Raw genomic sequence first — 11,393 nt, forward strand, 5'->3', positions numbered from 1 at the left:
TCTACGGGTGGGGCGTGCCCTGGTTCGTTTTCCGACGCTAACCAGGACCGGGCGCGGGAAGAACGCTCTTCACGTGCGACTGTTGGAGGTCCACACAAAACGCGCGGGTCAGCCGCCGCCGAATGTGGCGAGCAGACCGCCGTCGACGGGCACGGTCGCGCCCGTCATGTACGTCGAGCGCGCCACGGCCACAATGACCTCGGCGATCTCAGCCGTCGTCCCGATGCGCCCGGCGGGAATCTTGTCGACGATGCTCTTGCGGGCCCGATCGCTGAGCCCCGCGGTCATGTCGGTGTCCACAAAGCCCGGGACCACGAGGTTCACGCGCACACCTCGCGGAGCGAGTTCCACGGCGAGCACCTGCGTCAGCCCTGACAGCCCCGCCTTCGCCGAGCCGTACGCGACGTCGCCGGGAAAACCACGCAACCCGACGACCGCACCGACGTTGACGATCGCCGAACCGCGCGCCAGCTTGGGCACCACCGCGCGGCAGACCTCGAACGCGCCGGTGAGGTTCGTGGCGAGCACCTCGTCCCACGCGGATCTGGCGAGCGCGTCGATGCGGCGGCCGCGGTGCACGCCGGCGCTGTTGACCACCACGTCGATCGAGCCGAACCGCTCGGTCACGGCCTCGACGCAGCGGCGGATCGAGTCCTCGTCGGTCACGTCGCCCTTGACCTCGAGCACGCGGTTCGGCACCGCCGGCGGCGAGGAGCCGGCCGAACGCGCCAGCGACGCCACGTTGTCACCCGCGGCGGCGACGTGGTCGACGACGGCGCGGCCGATCCCGCGCGAACCGCCGGTGACGAGCCAGGTGGTCATCGGTTCAGGAAGCCGGTGAGCTCGGCGAGGTAGGTGTCGCGGTCCTCCAGGAACGGCGCGTGGCCGGCGTTGGGGAATTCCACAAGCCGCGCGTCGGAGCACAGGTCACGGGCGGCTTCGGCGCCCGAGAACGGCACGAAGGCGTCCTTGCGCCCGTGCAGGAACAGCACGGGAACGCCGAGCCCGCCGAGGATCTTGCGCTGGTCGAGCTCGGCCAAGTCCAGCAGGGACTCGTCGCCGATCGGGCCCATCTCCATGAACATCCCCCACAGCCAGGTGAGCGTGTCAGCCGTTTGCGGCTCGGCGCACACGGCTTCGGCGACGCCCTTGAACGTGTTCGCGCGGTCGGCGGCGGCCGCGCCCAGCACGGCCTTCACGTCGTCGACCCCACCGCCGTGCGGCCAGTCCGAAGTGGACGTGTAACGCGGAGTGGCGCCACCGGTCAAGACCAACCCCGAGCAGTTCGAGCCCAACTTCGCGGCCGCGTCGACGGCGACCGCGCCGCCGAGGGACCAGCCGTTGACCACGGGCGCACGCAGGCCGAGGTCCTCCACGAGCCGCGCGACGTCGGAGCCCAGCGCGGAGATCGTGACGTCGGAGAAATCGTTGTCCGAACGGCCGCACGCGCGCTGGTCCAGTAGCACGACCTCGTTCCCGTTGGCGCGCAAGGCGGGCACGGTCGTGTCCCAGCAGCGTGCGGTCGCGCCCCAGCCATGGATCAGCACGATCGGGCGGCCCGAGCCCCGGTGGTGCTCGAAGTACACCCGCCGGCCGTCTTCGACCTCTAGGTAGCCCATGGGATCTCGCCTCTCTACTCGATGAAACTCAATGGATGGCAGCGACTTCGGCGCGCAATGCCCGCGGCACGACCGGCGGTCGGTCGCGGAAGCGGGGCAGCACGTGCTCGGCGAACAGTTCCAGCGAGTGCAGCACCTTTTCGTGCGCGAGGCCACCGATGCGCATCCAGCAGATGAGGTGCTGCAGCCCGGTTTCCTCGTACAGCGTCTCGATCTCGACGACCAGCCCCGCCGGGTCACCCACGTAGACCACGCCGCTCTCCCGCAGCCCGTCGAGCGTCGGCCCGCCCGCTTCCTCCGACGCGGCAACGAGTTCCGCGTAACGCTCGTAGGTTTGCGGCGCCCGCGGCCCGCTCGGCACGAGGTCGAGCACGTGGCGGTAGTACCAGGACAGCGGTTCGGCGACGTTCGCCAGTGCTTCCTCGGTGGTGTCGGCGAGGTGGACCTGCCAGTTCATCGGGAAGTCGAGCGACAGCGGGTCGCGGCCGCCGGTGATGAGCGAACGCTTGATGTCCACCACCAGCCGGTTGAGCTCCGGCAACGTCATCAACGTCGGCGTCACCAGCAGGTTGTACCCCTGCGCGGCCGCCAGGTGGAAGGTCTCGGGGCTGATCGACGCGACGTAGATCGGCGGGGTCGGGCGCTGCACCGGCGTGGGCCGGCAGTCGACCTCGGTCAGGTCGAAGTGCTTGCCGTGAAAGGAGAACGGCTCGCCCGCGCGTTTGCTCCACAGGCCGCGCACGATCTCCAGCGCCTCATCGAACACCTCGCGGCTCACGTCCTGGCGGTCGCCGACGCCCATGTTGTGGAACTCGCCCGGCTGGTACCCGCGGCCGGCACCGAAATCGAGCCGGCCGTTGGACAGCACGTCGACCATCGCGTAGTCCTCGGCCACGCGCACGGGCCAGTCGAAGGTCAGGTTGCTGACGGCGATGCCGATGCGCATCCGGCTCGTGCGCTCGGCCACCGCGGCGGCCGCGACCTGCGGCGACGGCATCGAGCCGTAGTCGCTGCCGTGGTGCTCGGCGAGCCACACCTCGTCGAACCCGAGCTGCTCGGCGTACGCGATCTGCGCGAGCATCTCCTCGTACGCGCGGCGGAAGTCGTGGTCGCGGCACTCGAGGACGTAGAAGACGCCGAACTTCATCCGGCACCACCCGCGGCCACTTTCGCGCGCAGCACCTTCTTGTCGATCTTGCCAACGCTCGTGCGCGGCAGCTCCCCGACCACGAGCACGCCCTCGGGCAGCCACCAGCGCGGCACGCGTTCACGCAGGTCAGCGAGGATTTCCGCCGACGTGTCCGCACGGCCGGGTTCGAGCACCACGAGCGCGTACGGCCGTTCCTGCCAACGCTCGTGCGCCACGGCGACCACAGCGGCCTCGGCCACGGCGGGGTTGGCCGTGAGCGCCTGCTCCAGCGCGACGGAACTGATCCACTCACCACCGCTCTTGATCAGGTCCTTGGCGCGGTCGACGATCTCCAGGTACCCGTCGGCGTCGATGGTCGCGATGTCACCGGTGCGCAGCCAGCCGTCGGCGAAGCTGTCGGGGTGCTCGTCGCGGAAGTACTGCGTGGCTACCCACGGCCCGCGGATCAGCAGCTCACCACGCGAAACGCCGTCGTGGGGCTGGTCGGTGCCGTCTTCGCCGACGAGCCGCCAGCGCAGGCCGGGCAGCAGCCGGCCTTGTTTGCGCACGCTGCGGCGCCGTTCGGCCGGATCCGTCACGGTCGGCAGCGGTCGCGAGAACGTGCCCATCGGCGAGATCTCCGTCATCCCCCAGCCCTGGAACGACGGAATGCCCAACGAATCGAGGGCGCGCAGCAGCTCGTCGTCCGGGGGCGAGCCGCCGAGCACGAGCGCCCGCAGGCTGCTCAGGTCGGCGCCGGTCGCGGCGACGTGCCGCACGAGGTCGGCCGCGACGGTCGGCACCATGCCGGTGTAGGTCACGCGCTCGGCCTCGACGATTTTCGCGATCTCGGCCGGCACCGGGTGGGGACCGGGCAGCACCTGCTTGGCGCCCGTCATGAGCGCGGCGAACGGGATTCCCCACGCGTTGGCGTGGAACATCGGCACGACGTGGAGCACGGTGTCGCGCTCGCTGATCGCGTGGCCGTCAGCGAGGCAGGCGGCGAAGGTGTGCAGGTAGAGCGACCGGTGCGAGTAGCCGACGCCCTTCGGCCGGCCGGTGGTGCCAGAGGTGTAGCAGAGCGCGGCGAGATCGTTTTCGTCGATCCGCGGCGGGTTTTCCAGGGCCGGGCCCTCGGCCACGAGGTCCTCGTAGTCCAGCGCGCCCGGCGCGGGGCCGTCGGTGGCGACGACCGGCATCGCCGGCCGCTCCGCCCGCGCCACCTCCAGCCGGGGCAGCAACGACAGGTCCGCGAACACCACGACGTCCTCGGCGTGGCCCAGCACGTACGCGATCTCCGTCGGCTCCAGCCGCAAGTTCACCGTGTGCAGCACGGCGCCCGCGAGCGGCACGGCGAAGTACAGCTCGAGGTGGCGGTGGTGGTTCCAGGCGAGGGTGGCGACCCGGTCACCGGGCCGCACCCCCAGCCTGACCAGGGCTCCGGCGAGCGCGACAACGCGTTCGTGGAAGTCCCGGTTGGTGTACCGGTGCGTCTCGGCACCGCCGCCGTACTCCACGATCTCCTGGGCGGGGAAGAACTCCCGCGCACGGTGCAGGAGGTCGGTGAGCACGAGCGGCTGGTTCACCCCGCCACCCCCGCCTTCTCGCCCAGGCGCTCACGGACCTGCGGCACGACCTTCGTGGCCAGCAGCTCGATGCGCGCCGAACCGCTGTCCACGGGCTCTCCGGGCAGCTGCGCCCAGAAGTGCACGTCCTTGATCTGCGGCTTGTCCTTCAGCAGCGCGGTCAGCTCGTCGACGGCCGTGGCGACGTCCCACAGCTGGAACGCGCCACCTTCGACGATCTGGTCCGCGTTCTCGAACTTCGGCACCACGTCGGGCGGGCCGAAGGCGCCCCACTCGATGTAGTTGTTGAGCTGGTACAACGCGTACTGCCCGATCCGCGCCCACTCGCGCTCCGGGTCCTCGGCGATCACGGCCCACTGGCCGGCGAAGATCTGACCGTCGGCCGAGGACTTGCCCACGCGGTCCAGCGCGTCCAAATAGGACTGCTGGTGCACGTTCTGGGTGCTGAGGAACCCGTCGGAGATGCGCGCCGCGCGCTCGATCGCCGGGTCGGCCATCGCGCCGACGAGCAGCTTCGGGACGACCTCCGGCTTCGGCGTGATCCGCACCGACGGCAGCGAGAACCGCTTGCCCTCGAACGGTTTCTCCTCACCCGACCACGCCTGGCGGATCACCGCCACGCTCTCTTCGAGCAGGCTCGGCCGGTGCTTGAGGTTGCGGTCGAACGCCGCGAACTCCGGCGCCCAGTAGCCCTGGCCGAGCCCGAGGTCGAAGCGGCCGCCGGTGAGCAGCGACAGAGTCGCGGCGTCCTCGGCGAGACGCACGGGGTTGTGCAGCGGCGCGATCACGAGGTTCGTGCCGATGCGCATGGTCTTCGTGCGCTCGCCGATCGCGGCGGCCAGCGTGTACGGCGAGGGCGTGTAGCCGTCCTCGCAGAAGTGGTGCTCGGTCAACCAGACCGAGCCGATCCCGACGCTCTCCGCCCAAGCGAGCTGGTCCAGCGCCTCGCGGTACAGCGTGGAAAAGGGCCGGAACCACTGCTTGGGGTTGCGAAAGTCGTACCAGAGCCCGAAATTGACGCTTTGCTCGGTCACGCCGTCTCCTTTGTCGACGTAGCGGCTGGTTGTCTCCCACCGTGCTCAGCCGGCCGGCGGCAGGCCAGCCCCGATCGCGCGGGCCGTTGTGGCTCGCTCCAACGTCACGGCGTCACCCCCGCCGTGTCGAGGGCCTCGTCGAGGAGCGCGGGCACGTCGTGCTCCAGCGCGGCGGCGTAGGCGCTGGTGAGATCTCCAGTGAGGAACTGCGACCACGCGGCCTCGACGATCGCGGCGAGCTTGAACAGCGCGAGGCACTGGTAGTAGCGGATCTGCGGGAGCTCGCGGCCGACGAGCTGCTCGTAGCGCTGGACCAGGTGCTCGCGCGGCGGCGCGCCGGGGGCCCGGGAGACGCCCTGGACGGCGGGCATCGCACTGCCGCGGCCACCCCAGAACGCGAGCAGCAACCCCAGGTCGAGCAGGGGATCGCCGATCGTGGCCATCTCCCAGTCGATCACGGCTTTCAGGCGCGGTTCGTGCACGGAGAACAGGCAGTTGTCGAGGTGGAAATCGCCGTGCAGCAGCGCGGGCTCACTCGGCTCCGGCTTGTTCTGCTCCAGCCACGCGGCGATCTTCGGCATCGCCGGCAGCGGCCGTCGCGCGATGCCTTCCCACTGCCGGTACCAGCGCTCGACCTGCCGATCGAGGAAGTTCTCCGGCCGCCCGAACCCGGTCAGCCCGGCGGCTTGCCAGTCGAGCGTGTGGACGGCGGCGAGCGCGTCGACGACCTCGTCGGCCACCTGCGTCAGGTCCTGGGCGGGGTAGGGCAGCGTGTCCGTGATCGACACCGAGTCGGCCACGTGCTCCATGATCAGGAACGGCGCCAGCGTCTGCTCGGGGTCCTCGCACAATGCGATGGGCTTCGGCGCGGGGACTTTCGTGGGAGCCAACGCGGTCAGCAGCCGGTGCTCCCGCGCGACGCTGTGCGCCGACGCCGACAACGCGTGATCGGGCGGCCGGCGCAGGACGTAACTGGTGCCGTCGCCGGTGAGCAGGCACGTCTCGTTGGAGTTCCCGCCGGTCAGTTTCCGCAGCTCCCAGGGCCCGGGGTCGCCCGTGTGCGCGGTGAGCCAGCCGGCCGGCGACCGGTCCAGCAGCCGCGTGCTCACTGGGCCGCCGTGAACTCTTCGAGCCGGTCACGGAACTTCTCCAGCGCCGCGGCCCGCCGCGTCGGGATGTGCTCCGTCGGCACCTTCGCCGGCTGGTACTTCTTGAGCAGCCGACGCGCGACGGTCACCCGGTGCACCTCGTCGGGCCCGTCGTAGATGCGCGCCGCGCGGGCCCAGCGGTACATCTGCTCCAACGGCATGTCCGTGGAGAAGCCGAGCGAGCCGTGGACCTGGATGGCGCGGTCGATCACGTCGTGCAGCACCGTGGCGCCGTGGTACTTGATCATCGCGATCTCGGTGCGCGCGGCCTGCGCGCCGACCTGGTCGATCCGCCACGCCGTCTGCAGCGTCAGCAGCCGCGCGGACTCGATCTGCGCGGCGCTGTCGGCGACCCAGTTCTGCACCGTCTGCTTGTCCGCGAGCGGTCCCCCGTGCACGTCGATGCTCACCGCGCGTTCGCACAACATGTCGAACGCCCGCCGGCACACACCCACCCACCGCATGCAGTGGTGGATCCGCCCGGGCCCGAGCCGCTTCTGCGCCAACGCGAACGCCTCACCGCGCTCGCCCAGCAGGTTCTCTTGGGGGATCCGCACGCCTTCGTACCCGACTTCGCAGTGCGACCAGATGGGGTTCTTGTGGTCGGGGTCGTTCATCAGCCCGATCTCGCGCGTCGTGATCCCCCGCGCGGTGGTGGGCACGATCAGCATCGACATCCGGTGGTACGGATCGGCATCGGGCTCCGTCACGGCCATCACGATGTGGAAATCCGCCCGCGACGCATTGCCGACGAACCACTTCGCGCCGTCGAGCACCCACTCGTCGCCCTCGAGCCGGGCCGCGGTCGTGAACTGCCGCGGATCCGACCCGGTGCCCTGCTCCGTCATGGAGAACGCCGACAGCAGCTCGCCGTCGAGCAGCGGCCGCATCCATCGCGCCTTTTGCTCCTCGGTCCCCGCGATCGCCAGCAGCTCCGCGTTCCCGGAGTCCGGTGCCTGGCACCCGAAGACGTAGGACGCGAACTCGGTGGTCCCGAGGATCTCGTGCAGCAGCCCGAGCTTCACCTGGCCGTAGCCCTGCCCGCCGAGCTCGGGCCCGAGGTGGGCGGCCCACAGCCCGTGGTCCTTCACCGCCTGCTGCAACGGCTTCGCGATCCGCCGGAACCCCGCGTGGTCGAGATCCAGCACCTCGAGCGGATAGATCTCGGCGCGCACGAACTCCCGCGCCCAGTCCAGCTTCGCCGCGAACTCCGGTTCCGTGGAGAAGTCCCAGGTCATCTGCCGCCCTTCCGGTTCGCCGTACGCCCCTCACGCTAGGAAGGGCGCGACGGGTGAACCAGCCGTGCGGCGGCGGGCTTTTGTGGCTTTCCACAGTCGCTGGGCCACACGGCGCAACCGGGCGTCACCCGACGGGAGCCGGTACCCGACGGTGGAGTGGCTCGTCCCGGTGACCGGGACACCGCGACCTTGAAGTCGGCGGCCATGATCCCCGCACAACTTCGCCCTTCGTCCGGGTTGGACACCGTCGCCGCCGCGCTCCTGGACCTCCGGTCCGGCCGGCCGGTGATCGTCGTCGACGACGAGGACCGCGAAAACGAGGGCGACCTCATCATGGCCGCCGAACACGCCACACCCCAGGCCCTCGCCTTCTACCTGCGACACACCAGCGGCCTGGTCTGCGCGCCGATGACTCCGGAGATCGCCGACGGTTGCGGCTGCCGCCGATGGTGCAGGCCAACGAAGACCCCGCGGGCACGGCCTACACCGTGTCGGTCGACGCCGCCGCAGGCATCGAATCCGGCATCTCCGCGGCAGACCGCGCACACACTCTGCGCCTGCTCGCCGACCCCACCACCACTCCCGGGGCGCTGTGCCGGCCGGGGCACGTGTTCCCCCTGCGGGCGCGGGCCGGCGGCCTCGCCGAGCGCCGCGGTCACACCGAGGCGTCCGTCGAGCTGATGCGGCTGGCCGGGCTCGCGCCGGTGGCCGTGATCAGCGAGGTGTGCAACGACGACGGCAGCGTCGCCCGCCTGCCTCAGCTGCGCGCGCTCGCCGACCGGCTGTGGCTCAAGGTCACGTCGATCGAGCAGATCTGCGCCTTCGCGCCCCAGCCCGCGGCGGCCCGGTGACGCTCACCGCCACCGTCTTCGACCTCGACGAAACCCTGGTCGACAGCGCCACCACGTGGAACCGGGTCTTCGCCGCGGTCGCCACCCGCCACGGGGAGGCGTGGGCCCCCGCCGACTGGGCCGCGATCCAGGGCAAGAGCACCGCGCACTGGGCCGCGTACCTGGCCTCTCGCTGCGCCGGCCTCACACCGGAGTCCGCCGTCGCCGAATGCGTCGACGGCATGGTCTCGGCTGTTCGACGCGGCGAGTTCGGCCTGGTCCCCGGCGCCGCCGACCTCGTCGCGACCGCGGTTGAACTAGGCCCGGTCGCCCTGGTCTCCGGCTCACCCCGCCCGTACGTCGAGGCCGCGATCACCACGTTCGGCCTTCCTTTCCGCACCACGGTGACCGGCGACGACGTCACCCGCGGCAAACCCGCGCCCGACCCGTACCTGCTCGCCGCACAGCGCCTCGGCCAGGCCCCGGCGCGGTGCCTCGCCGTCGAGGACTCGAGCTCCGGCATCCGCTCGGCCCACGCGGCCGGCATGACCGTGCTCGCCATCCCCAACCCGACCGCCGCGCGCGACTGCGCGACGCTCGCCCTCGCCGCCCACCACGCCACCGACGCCTACATCGCGGCGAAGACCGTGGACCAGCTGCTCAGTCGTCGATGACGAACCACTGGCCGCCGCGGTACGCCATGGTGGCGTCGCCGATGTCGCTGTCGCTGAACTTGACGCTGGCGCGGATGGCGGTGGCCGGGATTTCGACCTTCGTCGAGCTCGTTTCGGTGACTCGGCCGCTGTCGACGGTGGCGCCGCGCAGCGCTGCCTTCTGCTGGGCGGAGATCATCTGGAACGTGATCGGGAACGTCTGCTCGCACGGACCCCAGCCTTCGTCCTCGGCCTTCTTGGCGGCCGGGCCCGCGATTTCGCAGGCCGTGGCGAGATCTTCCTTGCCGACGGCGTGCAGGAAGGCCTCGTAGCGCGTGATCGCGCCCGCGGTGGACTTCTCCGAGCCGCCCGACGTCGCCTGGGTCGTGCCGGCCGACGACGAGGTTGCCGGCTGCGTCGAGGTCGACGGCGGTGCGGACGAGGCAGCCGTCGACGGTGGCGTCGGGCTGCTCGACGAAGCCGGTGCCGCCGAGCCGCCGACGGCGCTCGAGCATCCGGCGATCAGCAGGGCAGCACCCGTGGTCAGGACGACCAGCGCGCGAACGGACATGGAGCACCTTTCCCCTCAGTGAGAACCTTCGGAGAGTAAGCGACAGCCGCCGAGCAGGTGGGCGAAACCGGAAACCCGGACGAATCCTCGCGCGGAGGCGGTCTTCACCAGGAGATCTTCGCCGATACATCCCCCTGAGCAGGAAATAGTGACACATTCGCGTGAACTGCCACATCGCCCGCATCCGCTCGGCTATGGTGCGGCGGTCGAAGCAGTGGACCTTGGGGGAAGGCAGGCGCACATGCGACGAGCTCTGGTTTTCGTGGCGTGTTGGGGGACAGCGATCACGGTCGCCGGCTGCGGCGGCGGCACGAACGACGGCACCGCTTCGGCGCCGTCCGGATCGGCACCGGCCGGGCAGCAACCGGCGTCCACCGAGCCCGCGGCCACGACCGCCGATCCGCCGACCGCGTTCGACACCGGCGCCGGCGTCGGCCTGCCCGCCGAGGCACTGCGCGCCAACGTGGCCGGCAGCGTCGTGTCGACGTTCACGACCTTGCGCGACCGCACCGCCTACATCATCACGCCGACCGCGCTCAACGCGGTGGACGCGCTGACCGGCCGGCAGAAGTGGACCGTCGCGGTCGCCGGCAAGCCCGGCGACCCGTACAACCAGAGCACACCGTTCGTGAACGAGACCGGACCGCGCCCGCCGGCCGTCGGCGACAAGCTCGCGGTCGGCGCCGTTCCGGTCCTCATGCCGGAACAAGGCACCACCCCGTCCTACATCACGTTGTCGGTGGTCGCCGCAGACAAGGAAACCGGCACCAAGGCCTGGCAGGCGGACATCAAGGTGTCCGACGACCAGTACGCCGACGCCGGCAACGCCGTCACCCAGGTCGTCGCCGTCACCGACAAGGCCGTCGTCGCGAGCTACAGCCAGGACGAGGACCACGTGACTGCCGCGCTCGACCCGGCCACCGGCAAAACCCTGTGGCAGCGCAAGGACTACGTGGCCGGCAGCCTCCACGGCGACATCCTCGTCGGCACCGACTTCAACGTGCCCGAGAACTCCTCGATGACCCAGGCCACCGCGCTCGACCTGCTCACCGGACAGCAGAAGTGGATCGGTGCGCGCGAGTCCTACGGGCTCACGATGGTCCAGGCCGATCCGGCGCTCGTCGTGGCCAACCGCACCGACTACGGCTCCGGCCATTCCTTCTTGCTGTTCCTCGACCCCGCCACCGGCGCCGAGAAGGCCAAGATCGAAGGCGCACACGACTTCGGGATCAGCACCTACGGCGAGTGCCTCTACGACCAGCAGTCCGTGCTGACGTGCGAGGAAGACGGCGTGCTCACCGGCTACGACGCCAAGACCGCCGCCAAACTGTGGAGCCTGCCGGACCAGGCCACCAACCGCGTCGCGCCGAGCGTCACCGTCGCCTGGCACGGCGCCCTGTACGGCAAGACCCAAGGCGGCCAGCCGATCGTGCTGGACGCCAAAACCGGCAAGGACCGGTCCACCGACGGCGTCGGTGCCGCGCCCGTCCTGGTCAGCGCGTACGCCGGCATCACCGCCGACGAGGATGGCGCGCCCAAGGCGTATCCGGTCAAGAAGTGATCGGTCCGGCCACCGCGTCGGCCT

The 11,393-nt window shown here is 70.6% G+C and carries 10 protein-coding genes and 1 pseudogene; 3 read left to right on the top strand and 8 right to left on the bottom strand.

The features are described 5' to 3' along the window. Positions 1-108 precede the first annotated feature (108 nt). From ABZU76_RS04910 to ABZU76_RS04940, 7 genes are all read right to left on the bottom strand, one after another. Positions 109-822 carry an SDR family oxidoreductase gene (locus tag ABZU76_RS04910; RefSeq protein WP_354865161.1) on the bottom strand — a complete coding sequence of 238 codons (714 nt, stop codon included), beginning with the start codon at positions 820-822 and terminating at the stop codon, positions 109-111. Beyond that, positions 819-1,619, bottom strand: coding sequence for an alpha/beta hydrolase (locus ABZU76_RS04915; protein ID WP_354865163.1), 801 nt, complete (start codon positions 1,617-1,619; stop codon positions 819-821). The genes ABZU76_RS04910 and ABZU76_RS04915 overlap by 4 nt, the downstream gene beginning before the upstream one ends. A 28-nt stretch (positions 1,620-1,647) precedes the next feature. Next, on the bottom strand, positions 1,648-2,766 hold the full coding sequence (locus ABZU76_RS04920) for an LLM class flavin-dependent oxidoreductase (RefSeq protein WP_354865165.1): 1,119 nt from the start codon (positions 2,764-2,766) through the stop codon (positions 1,648-1,650). Beyond that, positions 2,763-4,334, bottom strand: coding sequence for a long-chain fatty acid--CoA ligase (locus ABZU76_RS04925; protein WP_354865167.1), 1,572 nt, complete (start codon positions 4,332-4,334; stop codon positions 2,763-2,765). The genes ABZU76_RS04920 and ABZU76_RS04925 overlap by 4 nt, the downstream gene beginning before the upstream one ends. Then, complete coding sequence (locus ABZU76_RS04930; RefSeq protein WP_354865169.1) at positions 4,331-5,368, bottom strand: LLM class flavin-dependent oxidoreductase; 1,038 nt, start codon at positions 5,366-5,368, stop codon at positions 4,331-4,333. Before ABZU76_RS04930 ends, ABZU76_RS04925 begins: the two co-directional genes overlap by 4 nt. 104 nt (positions 5,369-5,472) lie before the next feature. Beyond that, positions 5,473-6,477 carry a phosphotransferase family protein gene (locus ABZU76_RS04935; protein WP_354865171.1) on the bottom strand — a complete coding sequence of 335 codons (1,005 nt, stop codon included), beginning with the start codon at positions 6,475-6,477 and terminating at the stop codon, positions 5,473-5,475. After that, positions 6,474-7,754 (bottom strand): acyl-CoA dehydrogenase family protein, encoded by a 1,281-nt coding sequence (locus ABZU76_RS04940; RefSeq protein WP_354865173.1) that lies wholly within the window; start codon positions 7,752-7,754, stop codon positions 6,474-6,476. Before ABZU76_RS04940 ends, ABZU76_RS04935 begins: the two co-directional genes overlap by 4 nt. 204 nt (positions 7,755-7,958) lie before the next feature. On the opposite strand from ABZU76_RS04940, the pseudogene ribB reads away from it, so the two are divergent. Together ribB and ABZU76_RS04950 are read left to right on the top strand one after the other, a co-directional pair. Then, positions 7,959-8,605: pseudogene (gene ribB / locus ABZU76_RS04945) on the top strand (3,4-dihydroxy-2-butanone-4-phosphate synthase). Beyond that, positions 8,602-9,258, top strand: a complete 657-nt coding sequence (locus ABZU76_RS04950) for an HAD family phosphatase (RefSeq protein WP_354865175.1) — start codon at positions 8,602-8,604, stop codon at positions 9,256-9,258. Before ribB ends, ABZU76_RS04950 begins: the two are co-directional and overlap by 4 nt. Here ABZU76_RS04950 and ABZU76_RS04955 read toward each other — a convergent pair. Beyond that, complete coding sequence (locus ABZU76_RS04955; protein WP_354865177.1) at positions 9,245-9,808, bottom strand: hypothetical protein; 564 nt, start codon at positions 9,806-9,808, stop codon at positions 9,245-9,247. The genes ABZU76_RS04950 and ABZU76_RS04955 overlap by 14 nt on opposite strands. Positions 9,809-10,049: 241 nt before the next feature. On the opposite strand from ABZU76_RS04955, the gene ABZU76_RS04960 reads away from it, so the two are divergent. Then, the gene (locus tag ABZU76_RS04960) at positions 10,050-11,369 is read left to right on the top strand and encodes a PQQ-binding-like beta-propeller repeat protein (RefSeq protein ID WP_354865179.1); all 1,320 of its coding nucleotides are present in this window, start codon (positions 10,050-10,052) and stop codon (positions 11,367-11,369) included. Positions 11,370-11,393: the final 24 nt, after the last annotated feature.

Source organism: Amycolatopsis sp. NPDC005232 (assembly GCF_040607795.1).
GTDB lineage: Bacteria > Actinomycetota > Actinomycetes > Mycobacteriales > Pseudonocardiaceae > Amycolatopsis.

Bases quoted from the DNA above. Each gene is read 5' to 3' on its own strand.
- ABZU76_RS04910 (WP_354865161.1), bottom strand. From the start codon at position 822: ATGACCACCTGGCTCGTCACCGGCGGTTCGCGCGGGATCGGCCGCGCC.
- ABZU76_RS04915 (WP_354865163.1), bottom strand. From the start codon at position 1,619: ATGGGCTACCTAGAGGTCGAAGACGGCCGGCGGGTGTACTTCGAGCAC.
- ABZU76_RS04920 (WP_354865165.1), bottom strand. From the start codon at position 2,766: ATGAAGTTCGGCGTCTTCTACGTCCTCGAGTGCCGCGACCACGACTTC.
- ABZU76_RS04940 (WP_354865173.1), bottom strand. From the start codon at position 7,754: ATGACCTGGGACTTCTCCACGGAACCGGAGTTCGCGGCGAAGCTGGAC.
- ABZU76_RS04955 (WP_354865177.1), bottom strand. From the start codon at position 9,808: ATGTCCGTTCGCGCGCTGGTCGTCCTGACCACGGGTGCTGCCCTGCTG.
- ABZU76_RS04960 (WP_354865179.1), top strand. From the start codon at position 10,050: ATGCGACGAGCTCTGGTTTTCGTGGCGTGTTGGGGGACAGCGATCACG.